The organism is Polynucleobacter sp. HIN9 (assembly GCF_030297635.1).
Classification (GTDB): domain Bacteria; phylum Pseudomonadota; class Gammaproteobacteria; order Burkholderiales; family Burkholderiaceae; genus Polynucleobacter.
The window spans coordinates 125,192-143,667 of the sequence record NZ_AP028140.1; the positions used below are offsets into that span (position 1 = coordinate 125,192).

The following is an 18,476-nucleotide window of genomic DNA, read 5'->3' on the forward strand; positions in this document are numbered from 1 at the left end:
TCAAGCAAATAATGCTGCAAGTGCCTTGCCTGGATGCTCAGCGCGCATAAAGGCTTCGCCAATTAAAAATGCATTAACCCCGGCCCCTTGCATCCGCTTGACATCGTTGGCATTGAGAATCCCGGACTCCGTGATGACGAGTTTGTCTTTGGGAATGGCTGGCAATAGATCGAGGGTGGTTTGTAAGCTAACCTCAAAGGTTTTGAGATTGCGGTTATTGATACCCAGTAGCGGCGTTTGCAGTTCAAGAGCCGCTTCTAATTCCACCCCATCATGAACTTCGACTAATACATCAAGCTGGTTCTCGATCGCACATGCTTCGAGCTCTTGCATTTGCGATAACTCAAGTGCCGCGACAATTAAAAGGATTGCATCAGCACCCATCGCGCGCGCCTCATAGACCTGATAAGGGTCAATGATGAAGTCCTTGCGAATTACTGGCAAAGAGCATGCAGCTCGGGCTTCTTTGAGATATTGTGGTGAACCCATGAAGTAATCCCGATCGGTGAGGACCGATAAGCAGGTCGCGCCATGCGCGGCATAACTTTGGGCAATGTCATGTGGCATAAAGTGCTCACGCAGCACTCCTTTGCTCGGACTTGCTTTTTTGATTTCTGCAATGATGCCGGGTTTGTGATTACTGACGGAGTCTATCAGTACTTGAGCAAAGCCACGCACCTTTCTATTTGGATCAGAATTAGCACTCAATGCCTCTTTTAAGATTTCACCACTAGAGATCAATCGTTGTGCAGCCACAATCTCATGTCGCTTAGTCTCCAGAATACGACTCAGAATATCGCTCATGAGGCAAGACTTTGCGTTAACGCAACAAACGCTTCGAGTTTCTGTTTGGCTTTGCCAGAAGCAATTGTGCTGTCAGCCAGCTCGATACCATCGGCAATCGATGGAGAGACATTAGCAGCATAGAGGGTGGCGCCTGCATTGAGGCACACAATATTGCGTGCAGGCCCTGATTGATTGTTCATGATATTCAAAATGATGGCTTTGGATTCTTGCGCATCAGCAACCTTTAGAGTGTCCATTGAAGCGTGAGGGATTCCAAAATCACTGGGCTTAATTTCATACTGATTGATTTGCCCCTTGCGCAGTTCAGCGACCATGGTGGGGCCCGAGAGCGTGATCTCATCTAAGCCGTCATTGCCATGAACCACTAAAGCGTGCTCGGCCCCCATTAGCTGTAAGACTTTTGCTTGAGTAGCCACTAGCTCTGGATGAAATACGCCCATCACAATATTGGGCGCTTTTGCGGGATTGGTGAGGGGTCCCAAAATATTAAAGATGGTGCGTACCCCTAGGTCCTTGCGGACCGGAACCACGTTTTTCATGGCGGGGTGATGATTGGGGGCGAACATAAAGCCAATACCAAGTTGCTCAATGCATTGACTTACTGCAGCGGCGCTCAGGTTTAGTTTGACCCCGAGCGCTTCCAAAACATCGGCGCTGCCTGACTTGCTACTAACACTTCGATTGCCATGCTTCGCAATCTTGGCGCCTGCCGCGGACGCAACAAACATGGATGCTGTCGAAATATTAAAGGTATGGGCACCATCGCCACCGGTACCCACTACATCGACTAGATGGGTCTTATCCTTAACATCCACAGCAGTAGCAAAGTCCCGCATCACGGTCGCCGCCGCAGCAATTTCGGTGGGCGTTTCTTTTTTGCTGCGAAGGGCAACCAAAAGGGCGGCCACCATCGGCCCTGGCAGTTCACCACCCATAATGGCGCGCATGATCTGTACCATTTCGGCTTCGAGTAACTCTTTGCCGTCAATCAAGTGTTGCAGGGTTTGGGATGGGGTCATGGCCATTTCTTACTTCATCGCTAAAAAGTTTTTCAGGAGAGCGTGACCGTGCTCAGAGAGAATCGACTCTGGATGAAATTGGACACCCTCCACGCATAACTCTTTATGACGCACGCCCATGATTTCGCCATCGTCAGTTTGTGCGGTGATGGTTAAGCAACTGGGTAAGTTCTCTCGATTAATAGCGAGCGAGTGATAGCGCGTCACCCGAAATGATTTTGGGAGATGTTTAAATACACCTTCGTCGATATGGGTGATCTCATCGGTTTTGCCGTGCATCACTTTCTTAGCGCGGATCACCTCGCCTCCAAAAGCCTCACCAATCGCTTGATGCCCAAGGCAGACGCCCAGAATCGGAATCTTGCCCGCATAGGTCTTGATGGTATTAACCGAGATCCCTGCTTCCTTTGGGCTGCAAGGTCCCGGGGAGATACAAATCCGATCCGGATTGATTTTGGCAATATCCGCAACGCTGATTTCATCATTACGTACAACTTTCATGTCTTCGCCAAGCTCGGCAAAGTATTGCACCAAGTTATAAGTAAAGGAGTCGTAGTTATCGATCATTAAGAGCATCGTTATGCTCCTTTAGAGGATTCGGTTAATTCAGCGGCTGCTAATACCGCTTTTGCTTTCGCTTCGGTCTCTTTCCATTCGGAGGCGGGATCCGAATCGGCCACGACACCTGCGCCCGCTTGCGAGTGCAGCATGCCGTCTTTAATCACGCCGGTGCGGATCACAATCGCCACATCCATATCGCCTGAGAACGAGAGATAACCGGCAGCACCGCCATAGATGCCACGTTTGGTAATTTCCATTTCATCAATAATTTCCATCGCCCGAATTTTGGGGGCACCAGATAGGGTGCCGGCAGGGAAGGTGGCGCGTAAGACATCCATATTGCTCATATTGTCCTTAAGTTCACCTTCGACGGAGCTAACGATATGTTGCACGTGGGAGTACTTTTCAATCACCATCGAATCGGTGACCTTGACACTTCCGGTCTTGGCAATACGCCCGACATCATTGCGGGCGAGATCAATCAGCATTACATGCTCAGCGATTTCTTTGGGATCTGCCAACAACTCTTTCGCGAGTTGCGCATCTTCCTCAGGAGTCGCACCGCGGCGACGGGTTCCGGCTAAGGGCCGAATCGTGACCATTTTGCGTCCCTCACGTTTTTCTTGGCGCACCAAGATCTCGGGGGATGAGCCCACAATTTGCAAATCCCCAAAGTCATAGAAATACATGTAAGGGGAGGGGTTGAGTGAGCGTAATGCGCGGTAGAGTTGCAATGGTGGTTCAGTGAAGGTTCGGCTGATGCGCTGGCCAATGACCACCTGCATACAATCGCCTGCGAGGATATAGTCCTTGGTGCGACGCACTGCATCTTCAAAATCGCTCGCTCTAAATTTACGGATAAGCTCAGGGTGCGGCTTGGATGCTTGTTCTTCGGGTATCTGGATCGGGACTGTAAGCATGGCTTGCAAGTTTTGCAACCGTTTAGTGCCGCTCTCATAAGCGTTAGAGTCATTGGGATCTACATACACAATGAAATAGATCTTGCCTGCGACATTGTCAACAACAGCCAATTCCTCAGTGAGCATCAGTTGAATGTCAGGTACACCGATTTCATCGGGTAAGGAGTGAACCGCAAGTCGCTTTTCAATATAGCGAACCGTGTCGTAGGCAAAGTAACCGGCTAAGCCACCACAAAAGCGCGGCAGATTTGCCTGAGGGGCGACCTTAAAGCGTTTGAGATACTGATCAATGAAGTCAAGCGGGTTCTCGTGATTGCGCTCAATGACCGTATCGTCGTGCATGATCTCATTGGTTGGGTTACTGGGGGTACCAACGGTTCTAAAAATAGTTCGTGCCGGTAGGCCAATAATGGAATAGCGCCCAAAGCGCTCGCCGCCATAAACGGATTCCAACAAAAAGGTATTTTTTTGGCCAGACTTTTGGGTCAGCTTCAAGTAGAGCGATAGGGGAGTCTCGAGATCGGCAAGTGACTCCGCAACCAGCGCCACACGGTTATACCCTTGCTTCGCAAATTTGTGTAAGTCAATTGTATTCATCATGCCCAGGTCGTCTTTAATGATTTAAGACCCAATCGCGCTACGCATGGCATGAATGACCTCAGCATAATTTGGCTTACCAAAAATCGCCGAGCCTGCTACAAAGGTATCGGCTCCAGCCTCGGCAACACTAGCAATATTGTCAATTTTGATTCCCCCATCGACCTCAAGGCGAATGGTTCGACCACTGGTTTCTTGATAGCGATCGAGCATCTTACGTACCTGTTCGATCTTAATAAGAGTGCCGGGAATAAAAGATTGACCTCCAAAGCCTGGGTTGACTGACATCAGAAGTACCAGATCAATTTGATCTAAGGCGTGGTCTAGGTGATGGATCGGGGTAGCGGGATTAAGGACTAGCCCAGCTTGGCAGCCATGATCTTTAATGAGTGAGAGGGTGCGATGCACATGCGCACTGGCCTCGGGGTGAAAGCTGATCAGATTGGCTCCTGCTTTGGCAAAGTCAGGGACAATCCGATCAACCGGCTCAATCATGAGGTGGACATCGATCATCGCCGGTTTACCGTTTTTGATGGCATGGGGACGTATTGCCTCACAAACCAAGGGCCCAACCGTTAAATTGGGCACATAGTGGTTATCCATTACGTCAAAGTGAATCCAATCGGCTCCGGCATTCAAGACAGCCTTCACCTCTTCGCCCAGTTTGGCGAAGTCGGCTGACAGAATCGAGGGGGCAATGATGGCGGAATTAGGTCTCATTTGAGTGGTTTTTGTCATATATACCTAGATTCTATCTTGCGAACGGGGTTGGGATAGCGCAGAATGCAGGTCATGAATCCACCCGAAATTACCGTAAACGTCCGCCCCCAGTACCTTCCCGAGCAATCGGATCCCGATAATCAGCAATACGCGTTTGCTTATACCGTGACCATTCGCAATACCGGAACGGCCAGTGTTCAGCTAATTGCCCGCCATTGGTTGATTACCGATGGCGAAGGGGAGGTTCAGGAGGTGAAGGGTTTGGGGGTAGTTGGTCAACAGCCACTTTTACGCTCCGGCGAGCATTTTGAGTACACCAGTTGGGCTACTTTGCCCACACCAGCCGGCACGATGCGCGGGGAGTATTTTTGCGTCACCGAGGATGCTCAGTTTTTTCAGGCAACAATTCCAGAGTTTGCCCTGGTGATGCCAAGAACCTTGCACTGAATAGGGCTATTTAAGATTTTTGGCAAGGATTCTCGTTAAGATGGAAATGCATTCACTAAAACAAACCTATTGATCAAAGGATTCAATATGAAGCAACTTTCGTGGTCCAGCGCATTAGGCAGCATCACTTTGCTTGCCAGTAGTTTATTGATTTCGCCAGTAGCAATCGCTCAGCAAAGCACCCTCGATAAGATGAAGTCTACCGGTGTAGTAACTATGGGTGTGCGTGAGTCATCTGGCGCTCTCTCGTATACCTTGGGTGATGGCAAATATGCCGGCTTCCATGTAGAAATCTGCAATACCGTATTGCGCGATATACAAAAGCAACTGAATTTAAAGACACTGGATATTAAATACACCCCAGTCACTTCACAGAATCGCATTCCCTTGTTACAGAATGGAACAGTTGACATTGAGTGTGGCTCAACGACTAATAATGCAACCCGGCAAAAGGATGTGGCTTTTGCTGTAACAACATACGTTGAGGAAATTCGGATTGCGGTGAAGGCTAATTCTGGAATTACTTCCTTAAATCAGCTCAATGGTAAAAAGGTGGCGACCACTACAGGCACTACCTCAGTGCAGCTCTTGCGTAAGCATGAAAAGGCCACCGGAGTGAACTTTGAAGAAGTCTTTGGTAAAGACCACGCTGATAGCTTCCTGTTGTTGGAATCGGGGCGCGCTGATGCATTTGTGATGGATGGCTCCATTTTGGCTGGCAATATCGCGAATGCAAAAAATCCTGGCGATTACCGCATTGTGGGTGAAGTAATTGCAGTTGAGCCGATTGCCATCATGATGCGTAAAGATGATCCTGGCTTTAAGAAAGCAGTGGACGATAACCTCAGGCGCATGATGAAGGATGGCACCCTCACCAAGCTCTGGGACAAGTGGTTCTTACAACCCATTCCTCCCAAGAATGCACGAGTCGGTTTGGCTTTATCTGAAAGTACCAAACAAGCATGGGCCAATCCAAACGATAAGCCTGCAGAGGATTATCAGAAGAAGTAATTTAGGCTCTTTCAGTTTGATATGAACTTAGATTGGAGTGTCTTTTGTAAAGACACTTTGACTGGAGAAGTAGCCCCACGCTGCTTCTCCTTTTTATTTGGGATGGATCCCAACGCTGATCCCACTTATTTGGATTGGTTAATCTCTGCATGGGGCTGGACGATTGCTGTCGCTGGGCTTAGTCTAGTGTTAGCAATGGTGATGGGGGTCGTCATCGGTACGATGCGCACCTTACCGTCTAAGCATCTTGTCAATCGACTATGCATCGCAGGGGCAACGGCGTGGGTTGAGCTCTTCCGAAATATCCCATTACTCGTTCAAGTTTTTCTTTGGTATCACGTAGTGCCGGCGTTTTTCCCCATCATGAAAGACTTCCCATCCTATTTATTGGTGAGTATTGCCTTGGGTTTATTTACATCGGCGCGGATTGCGGAACAGGTCCGCGCAGGGATTCAGTCGCTGCCAACAGGACAGCGAAATGCAGCGATTGCCTTGGGTATGACCACCACACAAAGTTATCGCTACGTGCTCTTACCGATGGGTATGCGAATCATCATTCCGCCACTTACATCAGAGTGTATGAATATCGTGAAGAACTCATCCGTTGCGTTTGCGGTATCCGTACCGGAGCTCACCTTATTTGCTTTACAGGCTCAGGAGGAAACCTCCCGTGGTATTGAAATTTATTTAGCCGTTACGGGGCTATATATGGTGAGCGCATTTACAGTCAATCGAATCATGGTGTGGATTGAGAAAAAAACGCGCGTTCCTGGTTTTATTGCGGCCAATCCATCCTCAGCGCATTAAGGTAAGCGATAAATCATGAACCTGGATCTGAGCTTTTATAACTGGGAGCTATTCACTAGTTATATTCAAAAGGGATTGATCTTTAGTGTTCAGTTAACCATTATTGCGACGATTGGCGGGATTCTGTTGGGGACGGTACTGGCTTTAATGCGTCTTTCAGGAAAACCGTGGCTTGCGTTACCTGCAACTGCGTATGTCAATACGATGCGTTCCATTCCGCTGGTCATGGTCATTTTGTGGTTTTTCTTATTGATTCCGCTGATCATTGGCAAACCAATTGGCGTTAATTTATCGGCCATCATTACCTTTATTGCATTTGAGGCAGCTTATTTTTCAGAGATTGTGCGAGCGGGAATTCAGTCGATTCCGAAGGGGCAGGTTTATGCGGCTCAAGCCTTAGGAATGACCTACTCCCAAAATATGCGTTTGGTGGTTTTACCGCAAGCCTTTCGAAATATGATCCCTGTTTTTATGACCCAAACTATTATCTTGTTCCAGGATACCTCTTTGGTCTATGCGATTGGTGCTTATGATCTTTTAAAGGGATTTGAGATTGCCGGTAAAAATTTTGGACGACCAATTGAGACCTATTTGTTAGCAGCCGTGACGTATTTTCTAATTTGTTTTACGCTATCCCGAATTGTTAAGCGCATTCAGGAAAAAGTTGCAATTGTTCGCTAAGAAATGAGATTGCCATGATCGAGCTTCGACATATTTCAAAATGGTATGGCCAGTTTCAAGTGCTCACCAATTGCTCGACGGTGATTCACAAGGGTGAGGTGGTTGTCATTTGTGGGCCGTCGGGGTCAGGAAAGTCGACGCTGATTAAGACAATCAATGCGCTAGAGCCCTTTCAAGAGGGTGAGTTGACGGTTGATGGAATTAACTTGCATGATCCCAATACGAATTTGCCGCAGCTGCGTGCACGCGTTGGTATGGTATTTCAGCACTTTGAGCTATTTCCCCATTTATCGGTTATGGAGAATTTAACTATTGCTCAGGTGAAAGTACTCAATCGCAGTCTAGATGAGGCTAAACAACAAGGTCTTAAATATTTAGAGCGCGTGGGTTTATTAGAGCAACAAGATAAGTTCCCGGGCCAGCTATCTGGTGGTCAGCAGCAGCGTGTAGCGATTGCCCGTGCCTTATGTATGGACCCAATTGTGATGTTGTTCGATGAACCTACCTCCGCTCTTGACCCTGAAATGGTGGGCGAGGTTTTGGATGTGATGGTCAAATTAGCGCAGGAAGGGATGACCATGTGCGTGGTCACCCATGAAATGGGCTTTGCCAAGAAGGTGAGTGATCGTGTGATCTTTATGGATCGGGGAAAAATCGTGGAGGATTGTACGCGCGATGAGTTTTTCGCTAATCCCGATGCGCGCTCACCTCGGGCCAAGGAATTTCTCTCGAAAATATTAGCTGACTAATTTTTCTAGTCTCTACGGCCTTTGCCGGTCCAAAATACAATTGCTAATAGAATAGCCAAGGCTAGGAATGCTTCTAGCACGAATAAGAGCATGGGATATTCATCAAATAACTGAGCGAGCATGATGATCTTCTGGAATTCGAGTAACCCCATTGTAGTTTGTAAGTCTGCATTCTGCGTCGTCATGGCCAGTCTCTTTCTTGCATCTTGTGCGGCACCGCCAACTAAACCAATTTCTCAGGCGCCTAAAGCAAGTAGTTCAAGTAACTTGCCTCGTACCCCAAGAGTTACCGAAACCGTTATTACGGATGACAGTAGCTCATCGGCCGCATTAACGCCTGTGGCATTCTCTGAGATACCCGGCTGGGATGAGGATAATTTGAGTGAGGCGTGGCAAGCGTGGTTGCAAAGTTGCAATACCTTACGAAAGCGTAAACCGGGACCTGTTAATTGGGCTGCAGTCTGCGATCGGGCTAATGCTCAAAAGCCAAGAGACGCGAAGGCATTTTTTGAGAACAACTTTAGGGCCTATGCAGTTCGCAATCAAATCACTGGAAAGTCGGAAGGTTTGGTCACCGGCTACTACGAACCCATCATTGCGGGTTCGCGGGTTCGTACTGATCGGTACACCGTGCCTCTGTATGCCTATCCCAAAGCATGGGTTCGTGCGAAACCATCGCCTGCGCCAACACGAGCTGAGCTGATGAACTCAAACCTGCTTAAGGGTTCAGAAATTGCCTGGGTTGAAGATCCGGTAGCGGCTGCATCGATGCAGATTCAGGGATCTGGAAAAATCCGTTTGGACAATGGCCAAATCATGCGATTGGGGTTTGCGGGATCGAATGATTTACCGTTTAAATCGAGTGCCCAGTGGTTATTGGATCGTAAAGAAATTACCCGTGCGCAGGCAACCATGCAGGGGATTTCGGAGTGGGCTAAGCGCAATCCCAGCAAAGTGCAAGAGATGCTTAATGCCAATCCACGCTTTGTGTTCTTTCGAGAACTACCAGCTTCAGCGAACCAGGATCTTGGGCCGATTGGTGCTCTCGGAGTTCCACTAACACCTGAGCGCAGTGTTGCGATTGATCCGCGGGCGATTCCGCTCGGTGCCCCCGTGTTTTTAGAAACCACACGACCGCTCAGTAATCAGCCGATTCGACGCTTGGTGATGGCCCAAGATACGGGTAAGGCAATTGTGGGCCCAGTCCGAGTTGACTATTTTTGGGGCACTGGGGACGAAGCTGGAGAATTGGCTGGCAGAATGAAGCAAAATGGCCGTGTTTGGTTAATGCTACCGAAGAGGGACTGAAATGTCATACAACACGATATTGACCCAGACCGAGGGAAAGGTTGCCCTTATTACCTTAAATCGTCCTCAAGTACTTAATGCTTTAAATGACGAGTTAATGGATGATTTAGGCGATGCATTACTACGCTTCGATGCCGATGATGCAATTGCATGCATTGTGATTACTGGAAGTGAAAAAGCATTTGCTGCGGGTGCGGATATCAGCAAGATGGCGCAGTATGATTTTCAGGATACGTATCGCAATAATTTCATTACGCGTAATTGGGAAACCATTTGTAAGGTTCGTAAACCCGTGATTGCTGCGGTATCAGGCTTTGCCTTGGGCGGTGGCTGTGAGCTCGCCATGATGTGTGACATGATCATTGCGGCCGATAACGCTAAATTTGCGCAACCTGAAATCAAGTTGGGAATTATTCCCGGCTCGGGTGGTACGCAGCGGCTAACGCGAGCAGTATCCAAGTCAAAAGCAATGGATTTATGTTTGACTGGCCGGATGATGGATGCGGCTGAAGCCGAACGAAGCGGATTAGTTGCCCGGGTTTATCCCGTCGCGCAATTAATGAGCGAAACGATGGCAATTGCACAGACGATTGCCGCTATGCCACTCCTTACTCTCATGATGGTGAAGGAAAGCGTGAATGCTGCTTATGAAACCACGCTCACTGAGGGCGTTCGTTTTGAGCGCCGTTTGTTTCATGCCTGCTTTGGCACCGAGGATCAAAAAGAGGGAATGGCTGCTTTTTTAGAAAAGCGGCCCGCGCAGTTTAAGAACCGTTAACGCAAGAAAGTTTGGGCTAAACGGACCCAGTAGTTCACCCCAACCGGAATGATTTGATCATTGAAATCATAGGAGGGGTTATGCAAATGGCAAGGTCCCATGCCATGGCCAGTTGCGCGGTGATCGCCATCCCCGTTACCTAAAAATACATAGCAGCCCGGTTTTTTTAACAGCATGAAGGCAAAGTCCTCGGCGCCCATGGTTGGATCGATTCGGGTGTTTACCCGTTCGTTACCCACGAGCTCTTTCATGACCTGAGCGGCAAACTCAGTTTGCTGTTCATCGTTAATCAGGGGTGGGTAATTGCGTTTGAAGGTCAGATTGGCTTTGCAATCAAAGGCGCTGGCCACTTGATTGGCAATCTCATGCATACGCTGTTCGATTAAATCTAAAACTTCTAATGTAAACGTCCGAACTGTTCCGCCTAGCATCGCAGTATCGGGAATAACGTTGCTGGTTTCTCCGGCATGAAATTGCGTAATTGAAATTACCGCCGCATCAACCGGGCGCTTATTGCGAGTAATAATGGTTTGGAGAGCTTGCGCGATCTGAACGCCTGCCATGATGGGATCCGCACTGTTGTGTGGCAGGGCCGCATGCCCGCCTTTGCCCTGAATGTCGATTACGAACTCATTACTCGATGCCATCATGGGGCCGCTCACAACCCCAAAATGACCCTCTTCTAAACCTGGCCAATTGTGCATCCCGAATACTGCATCGCAAGGGAATTGTTCAAACAGACCATCTTCAATCATTTCTTGGGCGCCAGCACCACCTTCCTCAGCAGGTTGGAAGATAAATATCACACTTCCTTTGAAATCGCGATGATTAGCCAGATATTGCGCCGCACCCAAGAGCATTGCTGTGTGACCATCATGACCGCAAGCGTGCATCTTGCCTGGATTTTGCGAGGCGTGAGCAAAAGTATTTTTTTCTTGTAGGGGCAGGGCGTCCATATCGGCGCGCAAGCCAATCATCTTTCCTGGGCCCAACTCACCGTCTAAGCGACCCACTACTCCCGTTTTGCCCAGGCCTTGATAGACCGCAATACCCCAACTGGATAGTGCTTGGGCAACCAGCTCAGCGGTACGCTTTTCTTCAAAGCGTAGCTCCGGGTGTGCATGTATATTGCGCCGGATTTCAGCGATGCTAGGAGTTGCTTCCAGGATCTCAGGGAGAATTCGCATAGGTCAATATTAGCCCAAAGCGATACACTTGGCGTGGAGACAATGTGCAGCTTTAAAAAAGTGTAATAAATACCAATGATTACAAATAAACCTTGGTTTTCATCCTACCCAAAAGGCGTTCCCCACCATCTGAGTTATGACCAGTATGGTTCACTCTTGGATTTACTCGATGAGTCATTTAAAACGCATCGGGAGCGACCCGCGTATTGGTGTATGGGCAAGCACTTTTCCTATGAAGCCATTGATATGGCTTCTATGCAATTAGCCAGTTATTTGCAAAGCCTTGGTCTTTCGAAGGGCGCTCGGGTTGCAATCATGCTGCCCAATATTCCGCAATATCCGATGGCTTTGTATGGCGTACTGCGAGCAGGTTTTATTGTGGTGAGTATCAATCCCTTGTACACCCCGCGTGAGTTAGCAGCCCAACTAAGCGATTGCGGGGCGGAGGCTATTTTGCTTTTGGAGCATTTTGGAAAAACCCTTGAAGATGCCTTTGCAATTGAGGGTCAAGCAATAGCAATAAAACACGCAGTGATCACGAGTATTGCGCAGATGCTGGGTTGGAAGGGCCCCTGGTTAGATCGTTTTATACGAACCTTTAAGCGCAAAGTCATTCCTTATTCCTTGCCAACGCAAGTTAGCACGATTCAATTTACTGCTGCCTTAGAGTTGGGTGCGCAACGAGTGTATGAACGTCCACATCGTTCTCACGATGACATTGCACTATTGCAATATACCGGTGGAACCACAGGAATTTCCAAGGGTGCGATATTGACCCATCGCAATTTAATTGCCAATGTATTGCAAATCGAAGCCTGGTTAAAACCGATTGAACAACGCAAAACGATTACCGCATGGCATTTTCTGTGTGCACTTCCCATGTATCACATCTTTGCACTTACAGGCTGTGGATTATTGGGCATGCGCCTTGGCGCACGAATTCTATTGGTTCCAAATGCACGCGATTTACAAAACTTAATTGGGATTTTGAAAGAGTTTCCGGAGATTAATATGTTTCCGGGAGTAAACACTCTATTTGCTGCTCTTTTGAACAATCCCAAATTCGCTCAATTGGATTTCTCGCAATGGGCACTCACGATTGGCGGCGGCATGGCAGTACAACGCTCCGTTGCACAACGCTGGCAAGAATTAACCGGTACGGTCATTACCGAGGGATACGGCCTTTCTGAAACCTCCCCAGTTGCATCGTGCAACACGCCATTAGCCACTGAGTTCACCGGTTCAATCGGCTTACCCTTACCCGATACTGAGATGTGCATTCGGGATGAAGAGGGTAAGGATTTGGCTATTGGTGAGATTGGCGAGATCTATATTCGGGGTCCACAGGTCATGCGTGGCTATTGGCAACAAGAAGCTGAAACACAGAACGTGCTGGGTGCCGATGGATTCTTTCGAACGGGTGATATCGGCGTGATGGATGAGGCTGGTTATTTCCGAATTGTGGATCGCAAGAAAGACATGATTTTGGTAGCTGGTTTTAATGTCTTTCCAAATGAGGTCGAAGATGTCGTTGCTTCTATTCCTGGGGTCCTTGAATGTGCAGTGGTTGGCATTCGTCAAGGCGCGATGGGTGAGGCAGTTAAGTTATTCGTAGTACGAGAAGACCCTTCGATTACTGAAGAACAAATTATGGAAGTTTGCAATCGCGAGTTGACGCACTACAAACGCCCAACGCAAATTGAGTTTCGAGAGAGCCTGCCGAAGAATAATGTGGGCAAGATTCTGCGTCGTGTCTTACGCGATGAAAGTCAATCAGGGTAGTGCGATTGCATTGGCAGCAAATTCAATTGCCTCAATTGAATAGGGCGCATTCGCTTTTTTCTGTAAGTTCGGGGGGAAATGCGCAATGCCTCCCAATAGCGGCGCCTTGATTCGATTCTGAAGCGTCGTAATGTTTTCGTTTAAGTAGAGCATCTTAGGATCGATGCAATTGGCGACCCAACCGGCCAGCTTGAGGCCGCGTTGCTCAATGGCTTCTACCGTTAGTAATGTGTGATTGATGCAGCCCAAACGCATCCCCACAGTAAGAATCACTGGTACTTGAATGCGTACAGAAAATGTAGATAGATCATAGCGATCATCAATGGGGGTTAAAAATCCCCCCGCACCCTCAGCAATGACATGGGCGATTTGTGTTTGTAGTGTTTGATAAGCTTGCACCATGCGATCGAGTTCTAAGTGCTTGCCATGTTTGGCAGCGACCAGATGAGGTGCGGCTGGAGTATCTAATACATAAGGGCAAATCACACTTTGGGGAATTGCCGGATCTTGCACTAGTGCATAGGTTTCTAAATCCTCATTGCAAAGCATGCCCTCACTATTGCGGTAAGTTCCTGCAACCACTGGCTTATAGGCGCACGCTGAACCTGAGTTGAGCACATTTAATTTATAAACCAATGCAGCGGTAACTAAGGTTTTGCCAATTTCAGTATCTGTGCCGGTGACAAAGTAGGAGTGGCTCATCATTTTGGTAAAGAAGTTTCGAGATCCGATAGCACCTTGCAGAGCCCCTGGATCTGCTCTTTAGTATGTGCGGCCGATAAGGTCATCCGTAGGCGCGCCATTTCCTTGGGAACGGTGGGTGGACGAATTGCAGGTATCCAATACCCCAATTGATCTAGGGCTCTTGCAAGCTGTAAGGCAGTCGCGTTGCTACCAACCACAATGGGCTGAATCGCGGTATCTGATTTCAATCGGTTCCAACGGATAAAAATAGAACCTTCTTTCCAAAGCGCGATATTGCTATGTAAGCGAGCTCGTAATTCTTGCCCAAGCTCTCCTTCGATTAGAGAAACACTGCGCAGCACAGCAAAGGCTAATGCAGGTGAGCTGGCTGTGCTGTAGATATAGGGCCTTGCTTTCTGAATGAGCCATGCGATGATTTTTTCATGGGCGCAAACAAAGGCACCATTTAGACCAGCGGCTTTGCCCAGCGTGCCCATATAGATAATGCGGTCTGAGCAGACTTCTTGATCTTCCAAAATGCCATACCCATGCTTGCCAAGCACACCAAACCCATGCGCATCATCAATCATGAGGAGCGCGTCGTATTGATTGGCTAGGTGTAAGAGCTCTTGAACTGGAGCGAGATCGCCATCCATACTGAAGACCCCATCGGTCACAATTAACTTAAATGGTGTCAAGTCATTGCGTAGCTTATCTTCAAGGCCTGCTAAATGATGGTGATCAAAGATGTGAAGGTCGACCGATCCCTGGCCGCGGGCTAGACGAACTCCATCAATCAGAGATGCGTGATTAAGGGCAGCAGAATAAATACTCGTTTTTGACTTCCCAATCAGACTGAGGGCAGTAATGGCACTTATATTAGCCAGGTAGCCGGTGGAGAAAAATAAAGCGCGGGCATTTGGAATGGCGCCGGCCTGAGTCGATGCTAATTTTGCTTCGAGCTCATCATGAATCGCGTGATGACCGCTAATTAAATGCGAGGCACCACTGCCCGTGCCAAAACGCCTTGCCCCCTCGGAGAGAGCTGCAATCAATTTAGGGTGATTAGCAAGCCCTAAATAATCATTGCTACAAAATGCCAGCAATGGTTTTCCTCCAATTTGAATCTCAGTACCACATGGTGTATCGACTGAGCGAATCGAGCGACGCAGTAATTCACGATCGATTATTGCTAGTTCCGCATCAATTTGATTAAGAGCAAAGGGCATGTGCATGAAATCAGGATTTTTGCAAAACAGTATGCAAGCTTCGTTCAATTGCACGACTCATCTGTTGGATTTCATCGGCAGAGAGAATGTAGGGTGGCATCACATAGACCGTGCGACCGATGGGTCGAATCAACACCCCCTCTTGTAGGCCCTGCTGAAACATTTCTTTGGAGAATGAACCTGGCTTTGAAATCGCAGATGCTTTGATATCAAACGCAAAGATCATTCCTTGTTGACGAATATGTTCAATCGATGCGTGATCACGGGTCCATGCGAATGCTTCTTGGATCGACTGACTACGCACTTTATTTTTTTCTAGCACGGTATCTTCTTGAAAAATATCCAAGCCTGCTAAGGCGGCTCGACACGCTAATGGGTTGCCAGTGTATGAGTGGGAATGCAAAAAAGTAGCTGACATGTCGTCACTATAAAAGGCAGAGTAAATCGTATCAGTACTCAAACAAATGGAAAGGGGTAAATAGCCTGCGCTGATTCCTTTCGATAAGGTCATGAGATCCGGCCAAATACCGGCTTGTTCACAAGCAAAGAATGTGCCTGTTCGACCACAACCAACTGCAATTTCATCAGCAATTAAATGAACGTCATACTGCTCGCACAGTTGCTTCGCACCTTTTACATACCGCGGCGCATACATTGCCATTTGGCCTGCACATTGCACCAGGGGCTCAATAATCAAGGCCGCAATGGTTTGATGGTGTTGAGCTAAACACTCTTCGAGATTCTTCAGCGCCAAATCAATGATTTCCTCGCTCGAGACCTGGTCGGTTGCAGCCCGTGAATCGGGTGACATGACGATATGAACGGGATTGAGGAGTGATCCATAGGCATCACGAAATACCGATACATCGGTGACGCCAAGGGCGCCCAAGGTTTCTCCATGGTAGCTATTCGCTAAACAAATAAACTCTTTTTTATTGGGTTTCCCCTGAATCTTCCAAAAGTGATGACTCATCTTGAGCGCAATTTCAACGGCAGATGCACCGTCACTGGCATAAAACGCATGGCCTAATTGACCATTTGTTAATGCACTTAAACGTTCTGATAGTTCTACCACTGGCTGATGTGTAAATCCAGCAAGCATGACATGCTCGATGCGCTTGAGTTGCTCAGAGATTGCTTGATTGATACGCGGATTGGCGTGACCAAATAAATTAGTCCACCACGAACTAATTGCATCAATGAAGCGCCGTCCTTGATCGTCTTGTAGCCAGGCCCCCTGTCCCGAGGTAATCGCAATTAAGGGATAGGCCTCGTGATCTTTCATTTGGGTGCAGGGGTGCCAAACCGAAGCAAGGCTCCGACTGACCCAGTCTAAGGAATGACCTGGTTTATTCATTGGCGCAGGTGTGGATTATTTCAAAATCAAGCAGCATATCTGGTATGTTATTGGTTTTAGAGTCTAATCCCGATAAAACCATGTCAGCATCACCAACGATCTCTCCATTGGTTCAGGTTAAGCCAAGTGCACCCAATGCCTATCCAATCTGGACACTGGAGCAGGTTGCGGCATTGTTTGAGCTCCCATTTCATGAGTTGATGTTTCGGGCTCAGGAAACCCATCGTCAATATTTTCCTGAGGGTGATGTGGAATTGGCCACCTTGTTATCCATTAAGACCGGGGGTTGTCCGGAGGATTGTGGGTATTGCCCCCAAGCGGCCCGCTATCACACCGATGTGAAGGCAACTAAACTCCTAGATTTAGATGAAGTACTAGAGGCTGCCAAAGCAGCCAAAGCAGCTGGCTCCAACCGTTTTTGTATGGGCGCTGCATGGCGAGAGCCCAAGGATCGTGATGTTGAAAAAGTAGCCGCTATGATTCGGGGTGTTAAGGAGTTAGGGCTTGAGACTTGCGCTACGCTTGGAATGCTAGAAGCCAATCAGGCTAAGGCTTTGCGGGATGCGGGCCTGGATTTTTATAACCATAATTTAGATACCAGCGAGGATTTTTATCCGAATGTGATTCAGACCCGCAACTATCAGGATCGTTTGGATACTTTGCAGCACGTTCGTGATGCTGGAATGTCGGTATGTTGCGGCGGGATTGTGGGGATGGGGGAGTCGAGGGAGCAGCGCGTCGCATTCATTGCACGCTTGGCGAATCTAAATCCTTACCCAGAATCCGTGCCGATCAATCATCTAGTGCCGGTTGCTGGCACCCCGTTGGCCGATCAGCCCAGATTAGACCCCTTGGAATTTGTGCGAACCATTGCTGTTGCCCGGATTACCATGCCTCAGGCCCGAGTTCGATTATCAGCGGGTCGTCAAGAGCTTGGAAAAGCTGTGCAAGCCATGTGTTTTCAGGCGGGCGCAAACTCCATCTTCTATGGCGACCAGTTGCTCACCACCGGCAATCCAGAGGCACTGGCCGATCGCCAATTGCTCGCAGAGCTTGGTCTAAAAACCAAGGAAAGCTGCAAGGCTGAAGTGCAAGTATGAGTCGTTCAAACCCCATCAATTTGAGCCCAATCGATCATTTGATTGGTGAGTTTGATACTGCATTGCGCGCTATTGCTGGCGGTGCCAATTATAGTCGGCCAGTCCCTAAGGCCAATATTCAAGAAGGATTAAATGAAGAGCAAGTGCTCACTTCAGATCTTGATTTAAGCCCGAAAGACCGCACCCATGTGGCTGGTTTAATGCGTGTCAATCATGTTGGTGAGGTCTGTGCCCAGGCGCTCTACCAATCTCAAAAATTACTAGCTAAGACACCTGAAACCCGCGCCTTATTGGATCAGGCAGCCAAAGAAGAGATGGATCACATGGCATGGTGCGAGGAGCGCCTCAAAGAGCTGGACTCTCGCCCCAGTCTCTTGAATCCATTGTGGTATGCGGGGGCATTTGGAATCGGGTTGGTCGCGGGGTTAGCAGGTGATCGCTGGAGTTTAGGATTTGTAGCAGAAACGGAGAAGCAGGTGGAGCGGCATTTGAATGATCACCTTGAGAAGCTCCCTGAAGCTGACCTTCGTTCTCGAGCCATTGTGGAGCAGATGCGGATTGATGAAATTGAGCATGGTGCAAGCGCAATCGCTGCTGGCGGGCAAGAATTACCCCAGCCCATTCAGACGCTCATGGCGGGTATTTCAAAAATCATGACAACGACCGCTTATAAAATCTAGTATTACTGTTCTTTTATACAGGCTTTTCAGGGCACTCCCCCTATATACCTAA

General features: G+C 48.3%; 20 protein-coding genes. 10 read left to right on the forward strand and 10 right to left on the reverse strand.

The genetic code is table 11. The features are described from left to right. The 5 genes from trpC to rpe are packed head-to-tail and all read right to left on the reverse strand — an operon-like array spanning position 1 to position 4,624. Positions 1 to 804 carry an indole-3-glycerol phosphate synthase TrpC gene (gene trpC, locus QUE62_RS00710; protein ID WP_286261687.1) on the reverse strand — a complete coding sequence of 268 codons (804 nt, stop codon included), beginning with the start codon at positions 802 to 804 and terminating at the stop codon, positions 1 to 3. Beyond that, a complete protein-coding gene (trpD, locus tag QUE62_RS00715) occupies positions 801 to 1,832 on the reverse strand; it encodes an anthranilate phosphoribosyltransferase (protein ID WP_286223840.1) in 1,032 nt (343 codons plus the stop codon). Before trpD ends, trpC begins: the two co-directional genes overlap by 4 nt. A gap of 3 nt (positions 1,833 to 1,835) precedes the next feature. Beyond that, positions 1,836 to 2,402 (reverse strand): anthranilate synthase component II, encoded by a 567-nt coding sequence (locus tag QUE62_RS00720; protein ID WP_286261689.1) that lies wholly within the window; start codon positions 2,400 to 2,402, stop codon positions 1,836 to 1,838. A gap of 2 nt (positions 2,403 to 2,404) precedes the next feature. Continuing rightward, positions 2,405 to 3,904, reverse strand: a complete 1,500-nt coding sequence (gene trpE / locus QUE62_RS00725; protein ID WP_286262521.1) for an anthranilate synthase component I — start codon at positions 3,902 to 3,904, stop codon at positions 2,405 to 2,407. A 24-nt stretch (positions 3,905 to 3,928) separates the two neighbouring features. After that, positions 3,929 to 4,624: a ribulose-phosphate 3-epimerase gene (gene rpe / locus QUE62_RS00730; RefSeq protein ID WP_286261691.1), complete on the reverse strand. Its 696-nt coding sequence runs from the start codon at positions 4,622 to 4,624 to the stop codon at positions 3,929 to 3,931. Positions 4,625 to 4,696: 72 nt separating this feature from the next. On the opposite strand from rpe, the gene apaG reads away from it, so the two are divergent. The 5 genes from apaG (at position 4,697) to QUE62_RS00755 (ending at position 8,319) form a co-directional block, all read left to right on the forward strand. Next, positions 4,697 to 5,071, forward strand: a complete 375-nt coding sequence (apaG, locus tag QUE62_RS00735; protein ID WP_108509272.1) for a Co2+/Mg2+ efflux protein ApaG — start codon at positions 4,697 to 4,699, stop codon at positions 5,069 to 5,071. Positions 5,072 to 5,158: 87 nt separating this feature from the next. Further along, a complete protein-coding gene (locus QUE62_RS00740) occupies positions 5,159 to 6,082 on the forward strand; it encodes an amino acid ABC transporter substrate-binding protein (RefSeq protein ID WP_286226880.1) in 924 nt (307 codons plus the stop codon). A gap of 21 nt (positions 6,083 to 6,103) precedes the next feature. After that, the gene (locus QUE62_RS00745; protein ID WP_286261694.1) at positions 6,104 to 6,889 is read left to right on the forward strand and encodes an amino acid ABC transporter permease; all 786 of its coding nucleotides are present in this window, start codon (positions 6,104 to 6,106) and stop codon (positions 6,887 to 6,889) included. Between the two features lie 15 nt (positions 6,890 to 6,904). Next, a complete protein-coding gene (locus QUE62_RS00750) occupies positions 6,905 to 7,570 on the forward strand; it encodes an amino acid ABC transporter permease (RefSeq protein WP_286225495.1) in 666 nt (221 codons plus the stop codon). 14 nt (positions 7,571 to 7,584) lie between these two features. Continuing rightward, the gene (locus QUE62_RS00755) at positions 7,585 to 8,319 is read left to right on the forward strand and encodes an amino acid ABC transporter ATP-binding protein (RefSeq protein ID WP_286223846.1); all 735 of its coding nucleotides are present in this window, start codon (positions 7,585 to 7,587) and stop codon (positions 8,317 to 8,319) included. 5 nt (positions 8,320 to 8,324) lie between these two features. On the opposite strand, the gene QUE62_RS00760 is transcribed toward QUE62_RS00755, so the two are convergent. Further along, on the reverse strand, positions 8,325 to 8,504 hold the full coding sequence (locus QUE62_RS00760; protein WP_286224777.1) for a hypothetical protein: 180 nt from the start codon (positions 8,502 to 8,504) through the stop codon (positions 8,325 to 8,327). Here QUE62_RS00760 and mltA point away from each other — a divergent pair. Together mltA and QUE62_RS00770 are read left to right on the forward strand one after the other, a co-directional pair. After that, a complete protein-coding gene (mltA, locus tag QUE62_RS00765; protein WP_286225497.1) occupies positions 8,503 to 9,627 on the forward strand; it encodes a murein transglycosylase A in 1,125 nt (374 codons plus the stop codon). The genes QUE62_RS00760 and mltA overlap by 2 nt on opposite strands. A gap of 1 nt (position 9,628) precedes the next feature. Continuing rightward, complete coding sequence (locus tag QUE62_RS00770) at positions 9,629 to 10,405, forward strand: enoyl-CoA hydratase (RefSeq protein WP_286261696.1); 777 nt, start codon at positions 9,629 to 9,631, stop codon at positions 10,403 to 10,405. On the opposite strand, the gene QUE62_RS00775 is transcribed toward QUE62_RS00770, so the two are convergent. Beyond that, on the reverse strand, positions 10,402 to 11,592 hold the full coding sequence (locus QUE62_RS00775) for a M20 aminoacylase family protein (RefSeq protein WP_286223849.1): 1,191 nt from the start codon (positions 11,590 to 11,592) through the stop codon (positions 10,402 to 10,404). The genes QUE62_RS00770 and QUE62_RS00775 overlap by 4 nt on opposite strands. 75 nt (positions 11,593 to 11,667) lie before the next feature. On the opposite strand from QUE62_RS00775, the gene QUE62_RS00780 reads away from it, so the two are divergent. After that, positions 11,668 to 13,374 (forward strand): AMP-binding protein, encoded by a 1,707-nt coding sequence (locus tag QUE62_RS00780; RefSeq protein WP_286261700.1) that lies wholly within the window; start codon positions 11,668 to 11,670, stop codon positions 13,372 to 13,374. On the opposite strand, the gene bioD is transcribed toward QUE62_RS00780, so the two are convergent. From bioD to bioA, 3 genes are read right to left on the reverse strand one after another with little or no spacing between them, the layout of a single operon-like run. Then, on the reverse strand, positions 13,366 to 14,079 hold the full coding sequence (gene bioD, locus QUE62_RS00785; protein ID WP_286261702.1) for a dethiobiotin synthase: 714 nt from the start codon (positions 14,077 to 14,079) through the stop codon (positions 13,366 to 13,368). The two genes, QUE62_RS00780 and bioD, sit on opposite strands and share 9 nt — an antisense overlap. Then, on the reverse strand, positions 14,076 to 15,293 hold the full coding sequence (locus tag QUE62_RS00790) for an aminotransferase class I/II-fold pyridoxal phosphate-dependent enzyme (protein ID WP_286261704.1): 1,218 nt from the start codon (positions 15,291 to 15,293) through the stop codon (positions 14,076 to 14,078). The genes bioD and QUE62_RS00790 overlap by 4 nt, the downstream gene beginning before the upstream one ends. Positions 15,294 to 15,297: 4 nt before the next feature. Then, positions 15,298 to 16,644 (reverse strand): adenosylmethionine--8-amino-7-oxononanoate transaminase, encoded by a 1,347-nt coding sequence (gene bioA, locus QUE62_RS00795; protein ID WP_286261706.1) that lies wholly within the window; start codon positions 16,642 to 16,644, stop codon positions 15,298 to 15,300. 80 nt (positions 16,645 to 16,724) lie between these two features. On the opposite strand from bioA, the gene bioB reads away from it, so the two are divergent. Both bioB and coq7 read left to right on the forward strand, forming a co-directional pair. After that, a complete protein-coding gene (gene bioB, locus QUE62_RS00800; protein ID WP_286223854.1) occupies positions 16,725 to 17,744 on the forward strand; it encodes a biotin synthase BioB in 1,020 nt (339 codons plus the stop codon). Then, positions 17,741 to 18,424: a 2-polyprenyl-3-methyl-6-methoxy-1,4-benzoquinone monooxygenase gene (gene coq7 / locus QUE62_RS00805; RefSeq protein WP_458574790.1), complete on the forward strand. Its 684-nt coding sequence runs from the start codon at positions 17,741 to 17,743 to the stop codon at positions 18,422 to 18,424. The genes bioB and coq7 overlap by 4 nt, the downstream gene beginning before the upstream one ends. Positions 18,425 to 18,476 lie beyond the last annotated feature (52 nt).

Excerpts from the sequence above, each read along its gene's own strand:
- QUE62_RS00760 (WP_286224777.1), bottom strand. The coding sequence starts at position 8,504 with ATGACGACGCAGAATGCAGACTTACAAACTACAATGGGGTTACTCGAA.
- trpC (WP_286261687.1), bottom strand. The coding sequence starts at position 804 with ATGAGCGATATTCTGAGTCGTATTCTGGAGACTAAGCGACATGAGATT.
- QUE62_RS00780 (WP_286261700.1), top strand. The coding sequence starts at position 11,668 with ATGATTACAAATAAACCTTGGTTTTCATCCTACCCAAAAGGCGTTCCC.
- QUE62_RS00790 (WP_286261704.1), bottom strand. The coding sequence starts at position 15,293 with ATGCACATGCCCTTTGCTCTTAATCAAATTGATGCGGAACTAGCAATA.
- trpE (WP_286262521.1), bottom strand. The coding sequence starts at position 3,904 with ATGAATACAATTGACTTACACAAATTTGCGAAGCAAGGGTATAACCGT.
- apaG (WP_108509272.1), top strand. The coding sequence starts at position 4,697 with ATGAATCCACCCGAAATTACCGTAAACGTCCGCCCCCAGTACCTTCCC.
- mltA (WP_286225497.1), top strand. The coding sequence starts at position 8,503 with ATGGCCAGTCTCTTTCTTGCATCTTGTGCGGCACCGCCAACTAAACCA.
- QUE62_RS00770 (WP_286261696.1), top strand. The coding sequence starts at position 9,629 with ATGTCATACAACACGATATTGACCCAGACCGAGGGAAAGGTTGCCCTT.
- QUE62_RS00775 (WP_286223849.1), bottom strand. The coding sequence starts at position 11,592 with ATGCGAATTCTCCCTGAGATCCTGGAAGCAACTCCTAGCATCGCTGAA.
- QUE62_RS00750 (WP_286225495.1), top strand. The coding sequence starts at position 6,905 with ATGAACCTGGATCTGAGCTTTTATAACTGGGAGCTATTCACTAGTTAT.
- bioB (WP_286223854.1), top strand. The coding sequence starts at position 16,725 with ATGTCAGCATCACCAACGATCTCTCCATTGGTTCAGGTTAAGCCAAGT.
- coq7 (WP_458574790.1), top strand. The coding sequence starts at position 17,741 with ATGAGTCGTTCAAACCCCATCAATTTGAGCCCAATCGATCATTTGATT.
- rpe (WP_286261691.1), bottom strand. The coding sequence starts at position 4,624 with ATGAGACCTAATTCCGCCATCATTGCCCCCTCGATTCTGTCAGCCGAC.
- QUE62_RS00755 (WP_286223846.1), top strand. The coding sequence starts at position 7,585 with ATGATCGAGCTTCGACATATTTCAAAATGGTATGGCCAGTTTCAAGTG.
- bioD (WP_286261702.1), bottom strand. The coding sequence starts at position 14,079 with ATGATGAGCCACTCCTACTTTGTCACCGGCACAGATACTGAAATTGGC.
- trpD (WP_286223840.1), bottom strand. The coding sequence starts at position 1,832 with ATGGCCATGACCCCATCCCAAACCCTGCAACACTTGATTGACGGCAAA.
- QUE62_RS00745 (WP_286261694.1), top strand. The coding sequence starts at position 6,104 with ATGAACTTAGATTGGAGTGTCTTTTGTAAAGACACTTTGACTGGAGAA.
- QUE62_RS00720 (WP_286261689.1), bottom strand. The coding sequence starts at position 2,402 with ATGCTCTTAATGATCGATAACTACGACTCCTTTACTTATAACTTGGTG.
- QUE62_RS00740 (WP_286226880.1), top strand. The coding sequence starts at position 5,159 with ATGAAGCAACTTTCGTGGTCCAGCGCATTAGGCAGCATCACTTTGCTT.
- bioA (WP_286261706.1), bottom strand. The coding sequence starts at position 16,644 with ATGAATAAACCAGGTCATTCCTTAGACTGGGTCAGTCGGAGCCTTGCT.